This window comes from Arthrobacter sp. BC5, from assembly GCF_056680255.1.
Window position 1 is genome coordinate 490,851 of the sequence record NZ_CM155273.1, and the last position, 20,542, is coordinate 511,392.

A 20,542-nucleotide genomic window follows, 5' to 3' on the forward strand; every position below is an offset into this window, starting at 1 on the left:
ACGGCGCACCTACTGTTCGCGGGGGAAAGGCACATCATGAACCCACTGCAGGACGCCGTCGCCAGCCCTCCTCCCGTCGAGGGACTGGCGGACACCTCTCCTCTCCACGGCCTCGCCCGGCGCAGCCTCGGGCCGGCCGATGCCCTGGCCCAGTCCGTCTCCGCCATGGCGCCGGTCGCCGCGGCAGTGACGATGCCCGCCATGGTCACCGCCGCCGCGGGCCGCTATGCCGTGGCATCGATCCTCTGCGCCACGGTCCTGGTCCTGCTGGTCGGCTATACCCTGGGCCAGTACGCCCGGCGGATGGGAGCGGCCGGATCCCTGTACAGCTACGTGGCCCAGGCCCTCGGCAGCAGGGGGACCTGGCGTCCGCTGGTCGCCCTCGCGACGGGGTGCTCGCTGATCATCGGCTATGCCGGCATCGCCATGTTCGCTCTGATCGGCCTGACCGTGCATGCCTCCGACTTCCTGGCCTCGTTCGGACAGCCACGGCTCACCGGTCCGGCGGCCGCCGTCGTCGTCCTCGCTGTGGGCGGGAGCTGCACCTGGCTGCTCCTGCGCGGCCTGCGCCTGTCGTCCCTGGCCATGCTCCTCGCAGAGGCAGCGGCTCTGCTGGTCCTCGCGGTGCCGATCGTCCTGGTGTTCCTCGGGATCGCCGGAGAGGCCGGGCCGGACATCGGCGTCCGGGCTGCCGTGCCCGATCCCGGCTTCGGTGGCCTCGCAACCGGCGCCGTCCTGGCGCTCATGGCATTCGTCGGTTTCGAGAGTGCGACCGTCCTCGGCGCGGAGACCCACAGGCCGCTCCGGACGATTCCCCGCGTGCTGGTCTGGAGCGCAGCCGCAGGGGGCGTGCTGTACGTGGCCGCGACTCTCGCCCAGCTGACCGTGCTGCAGTCCGGGTATGCGATGCGGCCGGAGGAGCCGCAGGTCTTCGGTCCCGCGATGCGCGCGGCCGGCATGCCGTGGCTGATTCCCCTCCTCGACGTCGGCGCCGCGCTGTCGTTCTTCGCGTGCGTACTCGCCTGCACCACCGCGCTGGCACGGGTCCTCCTGACGATGGGGCGGGAGGGCGTCCTGCCTGCCTGGCTGGGCGACGCGCACCCGCGATTCCGGACGCCGGCCGCCGCCGTCCTGGCGTCGATGCCTCTGGTGACCCTCGGACCGGCGGCGATGATGCTGCTCGGCGTCGGGACGGGTGAGGCGATGAACAAGCTGATCGGCACCGCGGCCACAGCCTACGTCGCCGCCTACCTGCTGGCGTGCTGCGCGGCACCCGTCTTCCTGCGGCGCATCGGGGAGCTGACCCTCCGCCCGGCACTCGCCGCGGGGCTCACGTCGCTGGCACTCGCGGGTGCCCTCGTCACCTACCGGATCACCCTGGCCGGTCAGGGACGGAGTGCGAGCGGCTGGATCTACTGCGCCCTGCTCGCCTCCGCCCTGCTCTGGTACCTCTGGCACCGGCGACGGGGGACGGCAGCGCCGACGCTGGGACTGTACGACGTGCCCACCCAGGACGCGGTGCTCGGAGGTGGCCGGCCTGCCGCGGGCGGAGCCCCATGATGCCGGAGCAGTCGGACGACGTCGGCCTGCGGGCACGCCAGCCGAAAGCTGTGCGCAGTGCGCTCGCTGTCCTCGAGGAGGTGGCGCGCTGCGGCCCGGGCGTCACGGGACTGGAGGTGAGCCGCAACCTCGGGCTGCCGAAGGCGACGACCTACCGCCTCCTGAACCTGCTCGTCGAGGACGAGTATCTGGTCCGGCTGCCGGACCTCAGCGGCTTCGCGCTCGGCCGGAAGGTCGAACTCCTGGTGCAGCTGTCCACCGGCGGGACGGGGTAGGACGGCCCACCTCGAGGTCGCAGGACGTGAGAGAGGCGGCGCCCCTTCGGGGCGTCGCCTCTCTCGTTGAATGGAAACTGCCGAACAGGAACTACAGGGCGGTCTCGATGGCCTCCGCGACCGGGGTCTCGCCGGAGTTGAACTGGATGGTCTTGTCCACGGTGCCCAGGTTGCCGAGGACGACGGCGGCCACGAGGGCTACGTCCTCACGCGGCACGGAATCCTGCTGCGGCTTGTCCGAGACCTCGATCATCCCGGTCCCGGGATCGGTGGTCAGAGCGCCGGGGCCGAGGATCGTCCAGGCGAGCCTGGAGTTGCGCAGGTGCTCGTCCGCCGCGGCCTTGGCTTCGGCGTAGTGGAAGAACCCGTTGTCCTCGGGCACACCGTGGTCCTTGCGGGCTCCGAGGTAGGACACCATGACGTACCGGCCCACCGATGCCTCCTGTGCGGCGTCCATCGACCGGATCGCCGCGTCCCGGTCCACGGCATAGGTTGCTTCGGGGCTGCTGCCGCCGGCGCCGGCGGACCATACGACGGCGTCGTGCCCGCGGAAGACGTCCGCCATCTGCTCCACCGACAGTTCGGCGAGGTCGGCGACCACGGGAGTCGCGCCTGCCTGCTCGACGTCGCCGGCGTGGTCCTGGTTACGGAAGATCGAGCTGACCTGGTGACCCTGGCTGGTCAGGATCTTCGTGAGGTGCAGCGCTACTTTGCCGTGCCCACCGATGATGGCTACTCGTGACATGGGAACTCCTTCTGGTCGGTCGGATGCCTTGATTTCGACGCTAGCCCTCCGGCCGCGGCGCTGGCCAGCCCTTACCCGGTGTTCCGCCTCCAGCGCAGTCCTATTCCCGGCGCGGACGGAAGATGCTCATGAAGCATCGATGGGCAGCAGCAGATCCTTGACGGAAGGGTCCGTCCGCAGGAACTCCTGCACCGCCGGGTCGGCGAAGGCATCGGTGAGCTTCCTGATGTTCTCCGTCTCGAGGTAGTCGGTTCCGATCGTGAGCTGTGCCGCGAACTCGTCCGGTGCAGCCGGTGCGAAGATCTGCTTCTCGAGCGGCACCTTGGCGGCTGTGTAGTACTCCGTGTAACCGACGGCCGCATCGAGGTCCGGCAACGCACGCGATTGAGCACCGAAGTCGAGGAGTGTGAACGTCAGGTTCTTCGGGTTGGACGCGATGTCGTCCTGCGTCGCCTCCCACTTGTTGATGCCGTCCTTGAGCGTGATCAGTCCTGCCCGCTCCAGGAGCCACAGGCCCTGGGCCTCGTTGGCCGGATCGGAGTAGAGGGACACGGTGCCGCCGTCGGGGATCTGGTCCACGCTCGAGTACTTGTCCGACCAGATACCGAAGCCCCAGCGGAACACCGGCGCCACGGCGGTCTCCCGGAAGTCGGGGTTGGCTTCGAGCACCTGTCCGAGCCACAACTCGTGCTGGTACACGGTCGCGGCGACCTCCCCCTCGCTCACGGCCCGGTTGATGGTGTTGCTGTCGCTGAGCCCCTTGAATTCGATGTCGATGCCATGCTTCGGTGCTACCTCTGCATCGATGAATTCGATGAGTGCCTGCTCCGCGTGGTTGCCCTCCGCCGTTGCGACGAGCAAGGTTGCGCCCTCTGTCTCCGCTGCCGATTCCGACGGATTGAGCAGCGGTACGGCGATGAAGGCGCCGGCCGCCACGACGACGGCGGCGCCACCGGCGATCCAGGGCGCCTTGCGCCGCCTGCGCAGGGTGAAGCCGTGGTCCGCCGCCGGGGCCGGAGTGCTCGCGGGTGTGGTGTTCTCGGTCATGATCGAACCTTTCTGGGCGCGCCGAAGGAAGCGCAGGGATGGGATGTACGGAAGAGCAGGTGGAGAGGCGGCGTCAGGCGCGCTGCAGGCGTTTCTGCGGCGTCGTGAAGCGGACGAGCCGATCTCCGGCGATCTGCACGACGGCGACGGTGACCACGAGGATCACGATCGTCGCGAGCATCACGGTGTTGTCGAAGCGCTGGTAACCGTAGGTGACGGCCACGTAACCGATGCCACCGGCCCCGATGGTGCCGGCGATCGCCGAGTACTCGATCATGGCGATCACCTGGATGGTCAGCCCGCCGACGATGGCGGGAACGGCTTCACTGAACTGTGCGGTGCGCATGACCTGGAGATTCGACCCACCCGCCGCGCGGGCCACCCGGATCATGGACGGCGGGACGGAGCGCAGCGCGTTCTCGACGATGCGCGTGAAGAAGGCGATGCCCGCCAGCGACATGGGGACCACGGCGGCGGCGATGCCGATGTTCGTACCCGTGATGAAGCGGGTGAACGGCACGATGGCCGCCATCAGGATCAGGAACGGCAACGACCGCCCGATGCTGATCACCCAGCTGAGAGCCGTGTGGAGGGCGGGGCGCTCGTAGAGGCCCCCGGGTGCGACATTGTGGAGGAGGACTCCGAGCGGGGTCCCGATCACGAGGACCACGGCCATGACGATCCCGACCATGATCACGGTCTCACCGTATGCCGGCAGCAGGAGTGCGGGCAGGTCACCGACGGGCACGTCGGCGCGGGGAAGGAGGACGGCGCTCATGCCACGTCCCCCAGCGCGCCCGCGAGGATTCGGGCCTGCTGCCGCGCGGCTGGCGCAGGGCCCGGCGGGTGAGCGCCACTGTCGGGTGTCCCGCTCAGTCCGTAGCGCGAGAGCACCGCCGCGACCCGGGCGTCGTCGTCCGATCCGATGCCGAGCGTGGCGCTGCCGGTGTTGACCCCGTGCACTGTCTCGACGGAGGCACCGAGCAGGTGCACCGCGACGCCGAGGTCCGCAGTGACGCGCTGGATCCAGTCGCCGGGGACGTCCGTGGAGTCGTAGGTGACATACCAGGTGCGTGTTCCGGCCTCGGGCCCCGCATGGCCGCGTCGAGGCTGAAGCGAACGCCCCAGGAGCGAGCCAGGGGAGGTCAGGAGTTCCACGAGGCTGCCCTGTTCCACGATGCGTCCGTGGTCGAGGCGCGCGACCGTGTCGGCGACCTGGCGAACCGTGTCCATCTCGTGCGTGATGAACACGACCGTGAGGTCGAGGTCGCTGCGCAGTTGGCGGATGAGGCCGACGACGGAGTGCGTGGTGTCGGGGTCGAGCCCGGACGTCGCCTCGTCGGCCAGGAGGATGGACGGCCGCAGCGCGAGGGCCCGTGCGATGCCCACTCGCTGTGCCTGGCCGCCGGAGAGCTGGAACGGGTAGTGGCCGGCCTTGTCGGCGAGGCCCACGCGGTCGAGGAGTTCCGCGACCCGGGCACGCGCCTCCCCAGGAGTCACACCGAGGTACTCGAGCGGCAGCGCGATGTTCTCCGCGGCCGTCCGGCGGCTGAGCAGGCTCGAGGACTGGAACACGGTCCCGATCCGCCGGCGGGCCTCACGGAGGCGCTTCTCGGGCAGCCCGGACAGCTCCTCCCCGTTGACGACGACGGACCCCGAGGTGGGGCGCTCGAGCAGGTTGATGCACTGGGCCAGGGTGCTCTTGCCGGCACCGCTGGGGCCGACGACCGCGGCGATGGAGCCCGTGGGCACCTCGAAGTCGAGGTCGTCGAGCACGGTCACGGCGGTGTCGCCGCGGCCATAGGTCTTCGTGAGGTGGCGTAACGAGATCATGTCGTTCCTTGGGCAGGCGGAAGCAGGGACGGTGCAGGACCGGACGCGCGCGTCCGGCGGTGGAAGGGCGAAAGGAGGTTCAGGGGCGCACGTGCTGGAGCCGGTAGCCCGCGCCCCGGTGCTCCTCGGGCAGGCGGTCGCCCTTGCCGAACAGCTTGTTGCGCAGGGTCCCCTCGACGTACTCGGTGGGATAGGCGCCGCGCTTCTGCAGTTCCGGAACCACGTAGCGGACGACGTCCTCGAAGGACCCGGGCGTGATGGCGTAGGCGAGGTTGAACCCGTCCACGTCCGTCTCCTCGACCCACGCCTGGAGTTCATCCGCGACCTGCGCCCCTGACCCGACGACCCGCGGGCCGAGGCCGCCGATACCCGCCCACTCCGCGATGTCGCGCACGGTCCAGGGAGCGCCGTCGTCGTTCACTTTCTGGAAGTTCGCGACGGCGGACTGGATGGCGTTCGACCTCACGTTGCCGATGGGCTCGTCGGGGTCGTAGACGCTGAGGTCGATCCCCAGCCAGCCGGACAGCAGCACGAGCGCTCCCTCGTAGCTGACGTACTGCTGGTAGTCGGCGTGCTTGGCCTGCGCCTTCTCCTCCGTCTCGTCCGTGATGACCGTCAGCATGGTGTAGATCCGCACGGAGTAGCGGTCGCGTCCCTCGGCCTCGACGGCGTCTCGGATCTTCGTGACCACGTCCTTGAGGATCGACTTGGTGGGCGCGCCGACGAAGACCGCCTCGGCGTTGCCCGCGGCGAAGCGGATGCCGCGAGGCGAGGCGCCGGCCTGGTAGATCACCGGTGTGCGCTGCGGGGAGGGCTCGCTGAGGTGGATGCCCGGGACGGTGAAGTACTCGCCGTCGTGGTTGATCTCGTGGACCTTGGCGGGATCGGTGAACACGCCGGTCTCACGGTCGCGCACGACGGCGTCGTCCTCCCAGGATCCCTCGAGCAGCTTGTAGAGGACCTCGAGGTACTCGTCAGCGTGGTTGTAGCGCTCGTCGTGCTCGAGCTGGTCCTGGTTGCCCATGTTGCGGGCAGCGGAGGGCAGGTAACCGGTGACGACGTTCCAGCCGACCCTGCCGTTGGTGAGGTGATCCAACGTGGAGAGCCTGCGCGCGAAGGGGTACGGGTGCTCGTAGGCGGTGCCGGCGGTGACGCCGAAGCCGAGGTGCTCCGTGACGAGGGCCATGGCGGAGACGAGCAGGAGGGGATCATTGACCGGCGTCTGCGTGCCCTGGCGCAGGGTGGCCTCGTTGGAGCCGCCGTAGACGTCGTACGTGCCGAGAACGTCGGCGATGAAGATGCCGTCGAAGAGTCCCTTCTCCAGGGTCTTCGCGAGGTCGGCCCAGTAGCGCAGGTCCTTGTAGCGCCAGGACTGGTCCTCCGGGTGGCGCCACAGTCCGGGCGACTGGTGGCCCACGCAGTTCATGTCGAAGGCGTTGAAGCGGATATGGCGGGGTGCAGGCACGGGGAATCCTCATGTCGGGGCACTGCCAGGGGAAGCGCCATACTTGCCCGAACGGTGTATGCCGGGCCGAATCCTCACCTGGGGCACCCCACTACAGCGAGAGGGTTGCCGTCCAACAAACCAGGGTTTTGCGTTGGAACTCTTGATTCTGGTTCGAGCGTAGGGGCATTCGCGCGCCGACGTCCACACGCTCCTGTCACAGAGCGTCACGAAGGCATGCTGCCTCCGGCGGAGACGCCCTACCGCAGGTAGGACGCCCCGTTCACGTCGACCACGGTGCCACTGACCCAGAGCGGGGCCTCCGTGGCGAGCCAGGCAACCGTCTGCGCAACCTCCTCCGGTGTCGCCACGCGGTTGAAGGGACTCTGCGACCGGACGGCATCCCCTCCCGGACCCTCCAGCACGGGCTTGCCCATGTCCGTCTCCACGAAGCCGGGCGCGACGGCGGCCGCGAGGATGCCGTGTGGCGCGAGCGCGACGGCGAGCGACTGGGTCATGGAGTGCAGCGCGGCCTTGCTGGCGCCATACGCGGGAGTGAGCGGCTCGCCGCGATAGGCGCCGCGTGATCCCACGCTGACGAGGCGCCCGCCGTCGGGCCCTGACGGGCGGTCGAGGAGATGGCGGGCCACGAGCCAGGCCAGGTTGGCCGGGCCGAACAGGTTGACGTCGAGCGTGCGCCGCCAGGCGTGCTGCCAGTCGTCGAAGCTGGTCGTCGCAACGGGGTGGGCTTCGAAGATACCGGCGTTGTTGATCAGCACGTCGACGCCCCCGAGCTCCTGCACAGCCTCATCGACGACGCGCCGGCACTCCCCGGCGTCGCCGACATCCCCCACGACGACGGTGTGGCCGGCGCCGGGAAGGCCGGCTCGGACCGTCTCGGCCGCCGCAGCGTCACGGCCGGCGTGAACGCCGATGCGGTGCCCCCGCCCGGCGAGGTGGTGGGCTATGGCGGCACCGATCCCTCGGCTCGCCCCTGTCACCAGGATGCTCAGTGTCATGGACCATGACGCTACATCCTCGATGACCGCGGCGGACCACGTGTGCTGGGGGTGGAATACACGTGAATTCTGGGAGACCGCCTTGCTAGGCTGTCAAGCCACTGCCCATGGCCATGCCCTTCCGGTAAAGGACTCTGATGGACCCATTCACCACGGACTTCGACAAGGGGATCCTGAGGCTCACGTGGAGGAGGGGCGTCGAGATCACCCGTGCGAACGGGGTCGCCGCCGCCCGCGCCCTGGCCGAGTTCCACGGTCCCGCGCCACTGCCGCTCCTGGTCCACATGCACGGCATCGCCGGCGTCACGCCCGAGGCACGCGTGGGCATGGCCGCCTACCGCGCTTTCTCCAAGGTCGCGCTCGTGGGTGAGGACGCCGTCGACGAGGTGATGTCCGGCTTCTCCCACCGGTCCCCCACCGCGACCCGCTACTTCACCTCGGAGGCCGAGGCGCTCGCCTGGCTGTCGGACAAGAGCACGGCCGAGCAGAGCGCACAGCCCGCACCGCAGCACGACTGAGGCTGTGCGCAGGTGCGAGACCGGCGTTGACCCTCCTCGCACCGGGTGCCACAGTGACAGCATGAGCACCCAGAACATGGAGAGCACCGGGAACGCCGGAGTCCAGGTCAGCAACAACGAGGCGAGGAGCCGCTACGTCGCAACGCTCGACGGCGACGAGGCCGGCATCGCGGCCTACGAGCGCTCGGGCGACACGATCGTCTTCACGCACACCGTGGTGGACGAGGAGGTCGAGGGCCACGGTGTGGGCAGCACCCTGATCCGGCATGCGCTCGACGACGCCCGCGGACAGCACCTCACAGTGGTGCCGCAGTGCGAGTTCGTGGCGGCGTTCATCGAGGACCACCCCGAGTACCAGGACCTCGTGGGCTAGGCTGCGGCGCGGGCCCGCCCGCCCAGTGCCGCATCGATCAGCACCTCGGCGGCACGCCGAGCCTGCCCTGCCGCCTCGGATGTCCCCGCGATCGCCGCCGTCGTCTGCGCGCCCTCCGCGAGGATCGAGAGCTGCGGTGCGAGGTAGGCCGGAGCGCCGGCGTCCTCCGCGAGCTGCCCGACGTACTCCTGGAAGGACGCCTTGTGCTCCCGCGCGTAGTCCGCCACCTCGTGGCTGACGGCGCCGAGCTCCGCGAAGCTGTTGATGAACCCGCACCCGCGGAAGGAATCCTCGCCGAACCACTGGGCGAGGAAGTCGAAGATGGCCAGGAGCCGGTCCCGCGGCGTCCCGGCCTGCCGGACCCTTGCCTCGAGGCCCTCCTCCCACGAGGCATGCCGCCGTTCGAGGACTGCCATCACGATGCTGCTCTTCGAGGGGAACTCCTGGTAGAGCTTCTTGAGCGAGACGCCCGCTGCGGCGCGCAGCTCGTCCATGCCGACAACCTGGATACCCTTCGCGTTGTACAGCTCGTCAGCGGTCTCGACGATGCGGGTGCGGGTCTCGGAAAAACTCATCCACCCATACTACTTGAATCGAGAACGATCGTTCTATACGCTGTGGGAACCGAGAGAGAACGACCGTTCTCTCCGCTAGGGAAAAGGACATGGTCATGGGTTTCATCAAGGTAGGCACGGAGAACACCACGGACATCGAGCTCTACTACGAGGATCACGGCACGGGCCAGCCCGTCGTCCTGATCCACGGCTACCCCCTCGACGGCGGTTCCTGGGAGAAGCAGACCAACGCCCTCCTGAACGCCGGCTACCGCGTCATCACCTACGACCGCCGCGGCTTCGGCAAGTCCGGCAAGCCCACCACCGGCTACGACTACGACACCTTCGCCGCCGACCTCAGCACCGTCCTCGAGACCCTCGACCTCACCGACGTCGTCCTCGTCGGATTCTCCATGGGCACCGGCGAAGTGGGCCGCTACATCGGCACGTACGGCGAGGCGCGCGTGGCGAAGGCCGCCTTCCTCGCCTCCCTGGAACCGTTCCTCCTGCAGACCGACGACAACCCCGTCGGCGTCCCCTCGACGGTGTTCGACGGCATCCGCAGTGCCGCCATCGAGGACCGCTACGCCTGGTTCACGAACTTCTACGACGACTTCTTCAACACCGACAACTTCCTCGGCAACCGCCTCAGCGAGGAAGCACTGCGCAACGCCTGGAACGTCGCCGCCGGCTCCTCCTGGTACGCATCCTTCGCCGTCGTCGACTCCTGGCTGACCGACTTCCGCTCCGACGTCGAGAAGGTGACCGTCCCGGCCCTGATCGTCCACGGGACCGACGACCGCATCCTCCCGATCGACTCCACCGGCCGGGAGTTCGCCAAGCGCCTGCCCTCCGCGGAGTACGTGGAGATCGACGACGCACCGCATGGCATGCTCTGGACGCACGGCGCCGAGATCAACGAGGTCCTGCTTCGCTTCCTCGCCAAGTAGCCCGCTCCATGGAGGGCGCCGGTCCTCGGATCGGCGCCCTTCGCCATCGCCGCGCAGTCACCACCTCAGTAGAGCTCGGCGCCCTGCCGCCGGAGGTGCGCATGGAGCCCGCCGTAGGCGTCGACGGCGGGGAACAGCGCCTTCGGAGCCTTCACCACCACGCTGTAGTTGGCATCGACGGCGTTGGCGATCGGGGCGAGCGCCGTCTGCGTCAGGAGCTGGTAGGCGTCGAGCCGATGGAGTCCGAAGAGATCGCCGAACCACCGGACCATCTCCAGCTGACCGATGCGCCACGAATCCTCCATGGGACGCGAGGAGCCGACCGCCATCCAGTGGTAGTCCGTCTCCAGCCGCGGCCACGCCGGAGCGCCGCCCTTGATGAGTTCCACGATGATGGTCGAGTGCATGGCACCCTCGACGGCGGTGCCGCACGCTTCGCCCTCACCCTGCCGGTAGTGTCCGTCGCCGATGGAGAAGAGTGCACCCTCCACGTTCACGCCGAGGTAGACAGTGGTGCCGGGCTTCACGTCGGGCGCGTCCATGTTCCCGCCGAACCGCTCGGGAACCAGGGCCGAGCGCACCTCGCCACCGGGCGGAGCGACACCGACGGTTCCGAGCATCGGCTCGAGCGGGAGCGCGACCTCGAAGTCCCCGAGACGGGACTGGAAACCGACCGTCCGGCGCTCGGTGTCGACGTCGTAGATCCAGGTGATGTCCGGCAGGGGCTCCTGCAGCGTGGCAGTGCGGTCCGTACTGGTGAGCCCTCCGAAGAACGGGATGGTGGCCGAGGCCCCGTACGAGCGTGCCGGCGTGAGGTCCACGATGTGCAGCGCGAGGGTGTCCCCCGGCTCGGCGCCCGCCACGTAGAACGGGCCGGTCTGCGGGTTGATGAAGTTCAGGTCCACCTTCTCGCCCGACACGTCCTCGATGGAGGTGAGCGCATTGTTGAACGCGTCCTCGGACCAGAGCTTCAGCGCCGTGCCCGGCTGGACGGTCAGCACGGGGGCGCTGCCGCCGAAGGTGTACACGAGTTGGTCACGCCGGGGGTGGTACTCGATGATCTCCATGACCGGATGCTACGGGGGCGCCCCCCGGCCGGACAAGGTCCAGGAGCAGCACCGCTCCAGCCAGGCGTCCTGACCTGCTGCACTCAGGCGCGGCCCTTGAGGATGAGGTTCCAGTAGACCTTCGGCAGCACGATGCGCTCCGCGACGAACGTCAGCCTCCGCTCGCGAGCGAGGTTGTTCCAGCCCGGCACGGTGGGCATCGGCGCGTACTTGTCGTCGAACTCGGAGAACACCACGGTGTTGCGGCTGACCACGAAGGGGCAGGCCGAATAGTGGTTGTACTCCGTGGTGGGCTTCCTGCCCCTGAGCACCGCCTTGAGGTTCTTGGCGAGCACCTTCGTCTGCATGCGCAGCGCCGCACCCGATTTCGAGTTCAGCGTCGACGCCGCATCGCCCAGGGACCAGACGGTGGGGAAGCGCGTGTGCCTCAGGATGACCGGGTCCACCTCGACGAAGCCTCCGCGGTTACCCCGCGCCGGGAGGTCCGTGCTCTTCAGCCACTCCGGCGCGGACTGCGGCGGTACGGCATGGAGGACGTCGTAGCCCAGGGTCTCGTCGGCGCCGGTTCCGGTGTTCACCAGGCTGACCGTCCTGCCCTCGGGATCGACGGCTGCGAGCTCGGTACTGTACCGGACCTCGATGCCGTACTCCTCGATCTTCCGGTTCAGTTCCTCGTCGATGATCTCCATGCCGAAGATCGTGGGCGTGGAGACCGCGAGGACCACGCGGATGTCCTCGAGCACTCCCTGCCGCCGCCAGTAGTCGCACGCCAGGTACATGGGTTTCTGGGCGGCACCGTCGCAGGAGGCCGGCCCGGGCGGCTGCGTGAACACCACGGTGCCGCCGGTCATGGTCCGGAAGAGCTTCCAGGCCTTCGGAGCGAGCTCGTACTCGTAGTTCGACGCTCCGTACGGCCCCTCCATCGCCTCCTTCAGGCCCGGGATGGCCGTCCAGTCGTTCTGGATCCCGGGGCAGACGACGAGGTGGTCGTAGGTGACGGCCGAACCCGACTCCAGCAGCACCGTCCTGGAGCTGGTGCTGACATCGGTGGCCCTGTCCTGGATCCAGGTGACGCCCTTCGGCATCACCGCGGACTGCAGCCGGACGGCCTCGAGGGCGTCGGCGGTCCCCCCGGCGACGTGGGAGAACAGGGGCTGGTAGAGGTGGCGGCTCCGTGGCTCGATCACCGCGATGTCCTTCACGCGGTACCGGCGGAGGCGCGCGGCGAGCGACACGCCGGCGTTGCCGCCGCCGATGATGAGCACCTGGTGGTGGCGCTTCTCGCCGGGAGCGGGGATGACGGGGACCGTGCGGCCTGCCGGTGCGGTGCTCGTGCTGGAACGGATGACAGCTACCTCTTCTGAGTCGCCCTGCGCGGCCTGTGCTCCGACAGTACCGCCCGGCGCCGACACTGGACAGGGAGCCCGGGAATGCCCGGCCCGGTCCGGCAGGCGGAGCGCGGGACCACTACGAGCCCTTCAGTCCCGCGCGTACCGCGTGACGAACGCGCGCAGGATGGCCTCGGGCTGGTCCACCACCGAGGCACGGGCCCGCTCCATGTACTCGTCGGCCTGCTCCGGCGGGAAGTACCCCGCGTGGCGGTAGGTGCGGATGCGGCCCACGAGCGCGTCGACGTCGAGCTCCGGGTGGAACTGCGTGGCATACACGTTCTCCCCCACGCGGAACATCTGCACGGGGCAGGTCGCCGACGAGGCCAGCAGCACGGCCGATCCCGGCAGGGCCCTGCACGCCTCCTTGTGTCCCACGTAGGCGGCGAACGACGGCGGCAGGGCTGCGAGCAGCGGATCGGCCGCGCCGTCCGGGGTCAGCGTGATCTCCACGGCGCCGATCGGTTCCGCATACGTGGTGTCGATGACGGCACCCTGGTGCCGTCCGAGCGTGCCCACCCCGTAGCAGGCACCGAAGAAGGGGTGGTCCTCCTCGACCACGCGGTCGAGCAGCGCGGCGAGCTCGCCCTCGACCCGCCGCTGGACCGCACTCTTCGACTCCTCGGGATCGGACGAGTTGAAGGGGCTGCCGCCGAGGAAGATCCCCGAGTAGTCGGCGAGGTCGAGCTCGGGCAGCGGTTCCGCCTCCAGCCGGATGCGCCGCAGCTCGCCCTCGGCGAGGCCGCCGTAGCGCAGGAAGCTCGCATACTCGGCGTCGGCCGCATAGTTCTCGGCGCGGGTGGCCAGCAGGAGGAACGGTTTCACTCCTCGATGCTACTGGGCGCCCGCCGCCGTCAGCTCGACCACCCCGCCGTCGGACGCCTCCTCGGCGCCTCCCGCGACGCGCGCACGGAAGCCGACGCCCGCCGGCCCCGTGATGCGGTAGCCGGCCGAGGAGCGGGATACCCGGAACTCGCCCTCGGTCCCCGAGGGGGTGACCACACGCACCGTGCTGCCGTCCGCAGCACCGGGGTAGACCGTGAGCAGCGGGTCGTCGAGGTAGTCGTAGTCGGCCCGGTCCGCGGTGCTCCCGGTGACGAGGACGGCGCCCTCCCGCACCCAGAGCGGCAGGCTGTCGAAGCCGTGCACCTCTCGCCGCCAGCCGCCTCCCGCGGTGGTCTCCCCGGTCAGCAGGTGTGTCCACGTCCCGGCTGGCAGGTAGTACTCCACCGCGCCGTCGGCGGAGAACACCGGAGCCACGAGCAGGTCCGGGCCGAGCATGTACTGCCGGTCCAGGTGCGCGACGGCGGGATCCGCCGGGAACGCCAGCTGGAGGGGCCGCATGAAGGGCGTCCCCGTTGCATGGGCCTGCAACCCGACGGCGTACAGGTAGGGCATGAGGGACAGTTTGAGCCGCGCGAAGATCCGTGTGACGTCCACGGCGCTCTGGCCCTCGGGTTCGTCCCCCGTATCGAACGCCCACGGGACGCGGTAGCTGGTGGAGCCGTGCAGGCGCGAGTGGCTGGAGAGCAGGCCGAAGGCGACCCACCGCTTGAACACCGCAGGATCGGGTGAGCCCTCGAAGCCGCCGATGTCGTGGCTCCAGTAGCCGAATCCGCTGAGCGCCAGCGAGAGGCCGCCACGCAGCGTCTCGGCCATCGACTCGAAGGAGGACGAGTTGTCGCCTCCCCAGTGCACGGGCATCTGCTGCCCGCCGGCGGTGGCGGAGCGGGCGAACAGGACGGCCTCGCCCGCGCCCCGCACCTCCTCGAGGACGTCGAAGACCGCGCGGTTGTAGAGCTGCGGGTAGAGGTTGTGCATCGTCTCCGCAGGCGTTCCATCATGCCAGCGGACGCCCAGCGGGATGCGCTCCCCGAAGTCGGTCTTGATGGCGTCGACACCCTGCCCGAGCAGCGTGCGCACCTTGGCCTGGAACCAGGCCGTCGCGTCCGGGTTCGTGAAGTCCACCAGGCCCATGCCCGCCTGCCACATGTCCCACTGCCAGACCGTGCCGTCCTCCCGCCGCACCAGATACCCGGCCTTCGCGGCCTCGTCGAAGAGCTTCGATCGCTGGCCGATGTACGGGTTGAGCCAGACGCTGATCCGCAGGCCCCTACCGTGCATGCGCTCCAGCATGCCCTCGGGATCCGGGAAGACCCGGGCGTCCCACTCGAAGTCCGTCCAGTTGAACTCGCGCATCCAGAAGCAGTCGAAATGGAAGACGCTCAGCGGGAGGTCGCGTTCGGCCATGCCGTCGACGAAGTGCGCCACGGTCGTCTCGTCGTAGTCCGTGGTGAAGCTCGTGGACAGCCACAGGCCGTAGGACCAGGCGGGTACCCGGGCGGGGCGGCCGGTCAGGCGCGTGTACCGCTCGAGGATGTCCGCCGGCGTGGGACCGTAGATGACGAAGTACTCGAGCGACTCCCCCGGCACCGAGAACTGCACGCGCTCCACGGACTCCGACCCCACCTCGAAGGACACGTGCTCGGGATGGTTGACGAAGATCCCGTAGCCGCGGTTGGTCAGGTAGAACGGGACGTTCTTGTAGGACTGCTCGCTGGAGGTGCCGCCGTCGGCGTTCCAGATGTCGACCGCCTGGCCGTTCTTCACCAGTGGGCCGAAGCGTTCGCCCAGGCCGTACACCAGTTCGCCGACGCCGAGGGAGAGCTGGGCGTGGAGGTACGACGACGACGGCGCACGTCCCGTCGTCGACACCCCCGCGACGCCGGCGGGCTCTGCGGCCACGGGTGCGTCCGGGGCGAGGCCCATCCGCCCCACGGACTTGTGCCCGCTGGAGGTGAGCGAGCGGCCGTCCGCCTCGAAGGTGAGGTTCCACGGCGCACCCTTGCTGATGCGCGCCGTGAGCGGGCCGGCGGTCAGCACGCCGCCGTCGTCGTCCGCCTTCGCTGCGCCGAGCCCCTCCACCGCTCCCACGAGGTCGAAGCCCCGGTGCGGGGAGTCGCCGCGGTGGTTCTCGATCCGCACACCGACGATCCCCTCGAGCGGGCTGCTGAGGGTGACCGTCAGCAGCGCCCGGTTGAGCGTGTCGCCCCGCCGCTCGATGATTTTCGTCGGGGCCGAGACGACGAGGCGCCGGTAGTCCACCGCCTCGATGTCGTAGGCCTCCTGCGCGTACTGCGCATCGACGCCGGGGCGGACATGCCAGAATCCGTCGGTGAATTTCATGGTTACTTGACTGCTCCTGCCGTGATGCCCCGGGTGAGGGTGCGCTGGAAGATGAGGAAGAAGATGAGGGTGGGTAGGAGCCCGAGGAGGGCGGAGGCGCTGGTGGTGGTGACATCCATGAGGCGATCGCCCTGCAGGACCGTGATGGCCACGGGGACGGTCTGGTTGTCGTTGCCCACGAGGAACGTCAGCGGGATCAGGAACTCGTTCCACGTCCAGATGAAGAAGAAGATGAGCAGCACGCTCAGCGTGGGCCGCGAGATCGGGAAGATCACGCGCCACAGGATCTGCCAGCGGCTCGCGCCGTCGAGCGACGCCGCCTCCAGCAGTTCCTTCGGGAACGTGCCGTATACGGAGGCCAGGAGATAGGTCCCGAAGGCGCTCTGGATGACGGTGAAGATGATGATCACGGCCCACACGCTGTCGTAGAGGCCCACCTGCCGGAACATGAAGTACAGCGGGTACAGCAGCACCTCCTGCGGCAGCATGTTGGCGAGCAGGATCAGCAGCACCAGCCAGGTCCGGCCGCGCACGCGTCCGATACCGAGGGCGAAGGCGTTGAACATCGAGATCCCGACGGCGAGCACCGCCACCACGGAACTGATGAAGAAGCTGTTCCAGAGCTTGCGCGGGAAGTCGACGCGCTCCCAGAAGGCGGTGATGCCGTCGAAGTAGAGCGCCGACGGAAGGGAGAGCGGCCCGCCCGAGGCGTAGTCCGTGGGCGACTTGAACGAGTTGGCGAGGATGAGCAGGAACGGGACGGCGATGAGCAGCCCGATCAGCACGGCCACCCCGAGGATCACCCAGTCGCCGGCGGTCTTGCGTGCCCGCCCGCTGCGTCGTCGTTGCCGGGTCGGTTCCTGGACCGCATCACGTGCGGTCTTCTCGGCTGTGGTCTCGGTGATGGCCATCAGCGTGCCTCCTCGCTGCGCTCGAGCCTCGTCTGCACGAGGACGAAGATGATACTGACGACGGCGATGACCACCGTCAGCGCGGTGGCGATGGTCGCGCCGTAGCCCACCTGCTGGGACTGGAAGAACTCGCTGTAGGCGTAGTACGCGGGGACGATCGTCGACGTGCCGGGTCCGCCGCCGGTCAGCGCGTAGATGGGGCCGAAGACCTTGAGCGCGGCGATGGCGCACGTGAGGGTGACCACGAAGATCTCGGGCCTGATGATGCTGACCGTGATGGCACGGAAGCGCTGGAACCAGTTGGCGCCGTCGAGCTCCGCGGCCTCGTACAGCTCCGGGTCCACGCGCTGCAGTGCCGCCATGAAGATGACCACGGGATAACCCAGCTGCACCCAGACCATGATCACCATGATGCTGGGCAGGGCCGTCTCCGGGCTGCCCAGCCAGTTGCCCTGGAGGCTGCCCAGTCCGACGGCGGCGAGCACCTGGTTGAGGGCGCCGTTCTCGGGCCGGAGGATCCAGCCGATCACGATGGCCGCGATCACACCGGGCAGGATCTGCGGCAGGTAGTAGGTGGCGCGGAGGAAGCTCGCCATGCGGCCGCCGAACTTCCGGCCGATCAGATCGAACAGCATCGCGGCGAGGACGAGGCCCAGCAGCGTGGGCACCACCACCATCGCGACGATCATGGCCACGGAGTTGCGGAACGAGGTCCAGAACGTGGTGTCACCGAAGAGCTCCACCCAGTTCTCCAGGCCGATGAACTCCGGCGGGCGGATGCCGCGGTACGAGGTGAAGGTCAGGTAGACGTTCCACAGCAGCGGGATCACGATGATGAGCATGAGCAGGGCGAGGCCGGGCAGCAGGTAGAACCAGAAGGAACTGCTGCGGGAGCCGGGGATGAGACTGGGGGTGGCGCTGGCGCGCTGGGCGCGCTCCTTCGACCGGGTTGCGATCGCCATGGGCTTGCACCTTCCGAGTGCGGGGACAGGCAGGGGATGCCGTCCGTGCCGCCGGTCCGGATCGGATACCGGCGGCACGGACGGATGCGGGGAACTAGCCGACGATGTCGTCGACGCCGCTCTGGTACTGCTCGCCGACCTGCTCCTGGAACTCCTCCGGCGAGACGGTGCCGTTCAGGAGCTCCTGGAGGCCGGCGTTCAGCTCGTCGTAGAAGGTGGGCGTGGGCCAGTCCGGGTAGAAGGCGATCCCGTCCTTCTCGGTGAGCTGGTTGAAGTTCGCGATGAGCTCCGAGCTCTTCTCGTCGGTGATGTCCGCCGGATCCGCGGCGACGGGGACCCCGCCGTTGTTGCCGATCAGGTTCTGGATCTCGGGGCGCATCGTGATGTCGATGAACTTGTGAGCGAGTTCCTTGTTGGCGGCGTTCTCCGGGACCGCCCACATGTTGCCGGCGGACCCTGGCGCGAGTTCGGCCTCGGGGAAGAGGAACGTGCCCCACTCGAAGCCCGTCGCCTCGGTGGTGAACCGGTTGTGCCACCAGCTGCCCGAGAAGAAGATCGGGTTCGTGCCGTTGATGAACGCGGTCCCGGCGTCCTCCGCCGTCGATCCCGTGGCGTTGGTGGAGATGTAGCCCTTGTCCGTCCAGTCCTTGACCGTCTCGGTGGCGAAGGACACTTCCTCGCCCTGCCAGTCCACCGGGTTCGTGTACAGCTGGTAGTCCTCGACCCACTCGCGGTCGGCCTGCGTCAGCGCGAGCTGGTACCAGAGCTGGCCGAGCGGGTACTCCGCCGCGGACTGCGCCATGGGCGTGACGCCCTGGTCGGTGAACGCCTGCATCACGTCCTCGAACTCGTCGAGCGTGGTCGGCACCTCGAGGCCCGCGGCCGCGAACATGTCCTTGTTGTAGTACACCTCGACGAACTCGCCGTAGTTCGGGACACCGAACCAGCTGCCCGAGCCCATGATGCCCTGTTCGTCGTACTTCGCCGTCGTCTGCAGTGACGGCGCGAGCTTGTCATCCCAGCCGTACTCCTCCACAGCGTCGTCGAGGTTGCTCAGCAGGCCCTGGCTGGACAGCAGCCCGGCGGTGGCGTTGCCCTTGTTGTACTCGAGGAGGTCGGGTGCCTCGTCCGAGTTCAGCACCTGGCTCGCCGTCGAACGGATCTGCTCGAAGCTGCGCTCCTCGAACTCGACGGTTGCACCCGTCTCCTCCTCGAAGACCTTGATGGCCTCGGTCCAGGCGATGCCCATGGCGCTCGTCTCGCTCTCGAAATGCCAGAGCTTGAGGGTGTCGCCCTGGCCCCCTTCGCCGTTCGAACCGGAGTCCGAGCCGGAGCATCCCGACAGGGCGAGTGCGGCGGCGGTGAAAGCCGCCCCCAGGATCAATCTGCTCTTGTTCATGCCTACTCCCTTGTAGTGTTCGTCGGTCGTCGTGCGACGGCCTGCGGTAATCGAAACGTTTCGACGATGGGCCATGGAGTGCCGCCGTCGGGGTGGAACGGGTCGGTGGATGAGGAGCCGGCGCTATGTGCCCGGTCTGGGTGCCGCGACCGAACCGTGGTCGCGGTATTTGGGTGGAATGAGTTCGATACGGGGTTCTACGGTCGAATCGAGCTGCTGGACCGCCAGCTCCACAGCACGGGTGCAGGAATCCACCGGGATGAGCGGAATGGCATCGAGGGGCGGCGTGAACGAGGAGGTGTCGAACGTCGGCACGCCGGCGATCACCGAGAGGTCCTGCGGGACGGACAGTCCGCGTGCCGCGACAGCCTCGAGGATGACCTTGTGGACACCCTCCTCGGCATGCACGACGAGGCCGGTGGGCACCGGGGCGGCGTCGAGGACGCGTGCCAGGGCGGTGCGCACCTGCGCGGGGTCCTTCTCCACCATGGAGAACGACGCCGCGACTCCCCGCTCCGCCGCGCGGCGCAGGAAGCCGTCGCGAAAGCGCATCGGGAAGTTCGAGCCTCGCTCGTAGACCACCTCCGGGTGGCCCAGCAGCGCGATCGAGGCATGGCCCTCGTCGACGAGCCGGTCGACCGCGAGTGCCGCCGCGGCCTCGAAGTCGAGGTCGACGCAGACCAGGCCTTCCGCGTCGCCCGGCACCCCGATGAGCGCGGCAGGGACACCGAGCGAGCGGACGAGGTCCGCACGCTCGTCCTGGACGGAGACGTCCAGCACGATGATGCCGTCCACGAGCCTGCTCGAGGAGACCCTTCGGAGCCCGTCCGTAGCCTCGTCCTCGGTCAGGAGCAGGACGTCGTAGTCGTACTTCCGGGCGGCCGTCGCGACCGCCAGGACGAACGCCATGTGCGCGGGTGCGTAGGTGTCGCTCCTCAGCGGGGCGGTCAGGGCGAAGATGCGGGTTCGCGTTCCGGCGAGCATGCGGCCGGCCGCGTTCGGCATGTAGTCGAGTTCCCGTACGGCCTCGTCGATCCGCAGGCGGGTCTTCTCCCCGATCGGACGCTTGCCGCTCAGGGCATAGGAGACCGTGCTGATGGACACACCTGCGACGCGTGCTACGTCGTGGATATTGGCCATGCCGACTCCGATGTCCGCGGGATCACGGCTCGAGGTGGTCCTCCGCCGTCATGATCGTCTAAACGTTTCGACGACCACTGGGCAGTACGCTACGTCACATTCCGCAGATGGACAAGGGGTTCGTGGAAGGCGGGAACATACCCGCAACGCGAGCAGGCCACCGGGGACTCC

General features: G+C 68.6%; 20 protein-coding genes and 1 riboswitch. Of the genes, 5 read left to right on the plus strand and 15 right to left on the minus strand.

The annotated features are described in order from the left end of the window. Positions 1–36: 36 nt before the first annotated feature. Both AC1MFI_RS02065 and AC1MFI_RS02070 read left to right on the plus strand, forming a co-directional pair. Positions 37–1,560 carry an APC family permease gene (locus AC1MFI_RS02065; protein WP_479819279.1) on the plus strand — a complete coding sequence of 508 codons (1,524 nt, stop codon included), beginning with the start codon at positions 37–39 and terminating at the stop codon, positions 1,558–1,560. Further along, positions 1,557–1,835, plus strand: coding sequence for a helix-turn-helix domain-containing protein (locus AC1MFI_RS02070; protein WP_479819281.1), 279 nt, complete (start codon positions 1,557–1,559; stop codon positions 1,833–1,835). Before AC1MFI_RS02065 ends, AC1MFI_RS02070 begins: the two co-directional genes overlap by 4 nt. Positions 1,836–1,926: 91 nt before the next feature. On the opposite strand, the gene AC1MFI_RS02075 is transcribed toward AC1MFI_RS02070, so the two are convergent. The 6 genes from AC1MFI_RS02075 to AC1MFI_RS02100 all read right to left on the minus strand — a co-directional run bounded on the left by AC1MFI_RS02075 (position 1,927) and on the right by AC1MFI_RS02100 (position 7,923). Continuing rightward, the gene (locus AC1MFI_RS02075) at positions 1,927–2,580 is read right to left on the minus strand and encodes an SDR family oxidoreductase (RefSeq protein WP_479819283.1); all 654 of its coding nucleotides are present in this window, start codon (positions 2,578–2,580) and stop codon (positions 1,927–1,929) included. Positions 2,581–2,706: 126 nt separating this feature from the next. Then, positions 2,707–3,627, minus strand: coding sequence for a MetQ/NlpA family ABC transporter substrate-binding protein (locus AC1MFI_RS02080; RefSeq protein WP_479819285.1), 921 nt, complete (start codon positions 3,625–3,627; stop codon positions 2,707–2,709). A 73-nt stretch (positions 3,628–3,700) separates the two neighbouring features. After that, complete coding sequence (locus tag AC1MFI_RS02085) at positions 3,701–4,405, minus strand: methionine ABC transporter permease (RefSeq protein WP_479819287.1); 705 nt, start codon at positions 4,403–4,405, stop codon at positions 3,701–3,703. Beyond that, the gene (locus tag AC1MFI_RS02090) at positions 4,402–5,460 is read right to left on the minus strand and encodes a methionine ABC transporter ATP-binding protein (RefSeq protein WP_479819288.1); all 1,059 of its coding nucleotides are present in this window, start codon (positions 5,458–5,460) and stop codon (positions 4,402–4,404) included. Before AC1MFI_RS02090 ends, AC1MFI_RS02085 begins: the two co-directional genes overlap by 4 nt. 79 nt (positions 5,461–5,539) lie before the next feature. Continuing rightward, on the minus strand, positions 5,540–6,925 hold the full coding sequence (locus tag AC1MFI_RS02095) for an LLM class flavin-dependent oxidoreductase (protein ID WP_479819290.1): 1,386 nt from the start codon (positions 6,923–6,925) through the stop codon (positions 5,540–5,542). Between the two features lie 34 nt (positions 6,926–6,959). Further along, positions 6,960–7,073, minus strand: a riboswitch (SAM riboswitch). Between the two features lie 91 nt (positions 7,074–7,164). Further along, positions 7,165–7,923, minus strand: coding sequence for an SDR family NAD(P)-dependent oxidoreductase (locus AC1MFI_RS02100; protein WP_479819292.1), 759 nt, complete (start codon positions 7,921–7,923; stop codon positions 7,165–7,167). A 137-nt stretch (positions 7,924–8,060) separates the two neighbouring features. Here AC1MFI_RS02100 and AC1MFI_RS02105 point away from each other — a divergent pair, with 137 nt between their 5' ends. Further along, a complete protein-coding gene (locus AC1MFI_RS02105; RefSeq protein ID WP_479819294.1) occupies positions 8,061–8,441 on the plus strand; it encodes a SpoIIAA family protein in 381 nt (126 codons plus the stop codon). A gap of 61 nt (positions 8,442–8,502) precedes the next feature. Continuing rightward, positions 8,503–8,814 carry a GNAT family N-acetyltransferase gene (locus AC1MFI_RS02110; protein ID WP_479819296.1) on the plus strand — a complete coding sequence of 104 codons (312 nt, stop codon included), beginning with the start codon at positions 8,503–8,505 and terminating at the stop codon, positions 8,812–8,814. Here AC1MFI_RS02110 and AC1MFI_RS02115 read toward each other — a convergent pair. Continuing rightward, on the minus strand, positions 8,811–9,389 hold the full coding sequence (locus tag AC1MFI_RS02115; protein WP_479819298.1) for a TetR/AcrR family transcriptional regulator: 579 nt from the start codon (positions 9,387–9,389) through the stop codon (positions 8,811–8,813). The genes AC1MFI_RS02110 and AC1MFI_RS02115 overlap by 4 nt on opposite strands. A 95-nt stretch (positions 9,390–9,484) precedes the next feature. On the opposite strand from AC1MFI_RS02115, the gene AC1MFI_RS02120 reads away from it, so the two are divergent. Next, positions 9,485–10,318, plus strand: a complete 834-nt coding sequence (locus tag AC1MFI_RS02120; protein WP_479819299.1) for an alpha/beta fold hydrolase — start codon at positions 9,485–9,487, stop codon at positions 10,316–10,318. Positions 10,319–10,383: 65 nt separating this feature from the next. Here the strand turns inward: AC1MFI_RS02120 and AC1MFI_RS02125 are convergent, their stop codons facing one another. The 8 genes from AC1MFI_RS02125 to AC1MFI_RS02160 all read right to left on the minus strand — a co-directional run bounded on the left by AC1MFI_RS02125 (position 10,384) and on the right by AC1MFI_RS02160 (position 20,371). Further along, positions 10,384–11,385: an acetamidase/formamidase family protein gene (locus AC1MFI_RS02125; RefSeq protein ID WP_479819301.1), complete on the minus strand. Its 1,002-nt coding sequence runs from the start codon at positions 11,383–11,385 to the stop codon at positions 10,384–10,386. 83 nt (positions 11,386–11,468) lie between these two features. Continuing rightward, entirely contained in the window at positions 11,469–12,683 is a 1,215-nt protein-coding gene (locus AC1MFI_RS02130) for an NAD(P)/FAD-dependent oxidoreductase (RefSeq protein WP_479820760.1), read from the minus strand. Positions 12,684–12,863: 180 nt separating this feature from the next. Next, the gene (locus tag AC1MFI_RS02135) at positions 12,864–13,598 is read right to left on the minus strand and encodes a glutamine amidotransferase (protein WP_479819303.1); all 735 of its coding nucleotides are present in this window, start codon (positions 13,596–13,598) and stop codon (positions 12,864–12,866) included. Positions 13,599–13,607: 9 nt separating this feature from the next. After that, the gene (yicI, locus tag AC1MFI_RS02140; RefSeq protein ID WP_479819305.1) at positions 13,608–15,959 is read right to left on the minus strand and encodes an alpha-xylosidase; all 2,352 of its coding nucleotides are present in this window, start codon (positions 15,957–15,959) and stop codon (positions 13,608–13,610) included. A gap of 2 nt (positions 15,960–15,961) precedes the next feature. Beyond that, positions 15,962–16,870, minus strand: coding sequence for a carbohydrate ABC transporter permease (locus AC1MFI_RS02145; RefSeq protein ID WP_479819307.1), 909 nt, complete (start codon positions 16,868–16,870; stop codon positions 15,962–15,964). Continuing rightward, positions 16,870–17,832, minus strand: coding sequence for a carbohydrate ABC transporter permease (locus AC1MFI_RS02150; protein WP_479819309.1), 963 nt, complete (start codon positions 17,830–17,832; stop codon positions 16,870–16,872). The genes AC1MFI_RS02145 and AC1MFI_RS02150 overlap by 1 nt, the downstream gene beginning before the upstream one ends. Before the next feature lie 94 nt (positions 17,833–17,926). Continuing rightward, a complete protein-coding gene (locus AC1MFI_RS02155) occupies positions 17,927–19,231 on the minus strand; it encodes an ABC transporter substrate-binding protein (RefSeq protein WP_479819311.1) in 1,305 nt (434 codons plus the stop codon). Positions 19,232–19,354: 123 nt separating this feature from the next. Then, positions 19,355–20,371, minus strand: a complete 1,017-nt coding sequence (locus AC1MFI_RS02160) for a LacI family DNA-binding transcriptional regulator (RefSeq protein ID WP_479819312.1) — start codon at positions 20,369–20,371, stop codon at positions 19,355–19,357. Between the last annotated feature and the right edge of the window lie 171 nt (positions 20,372–20,542).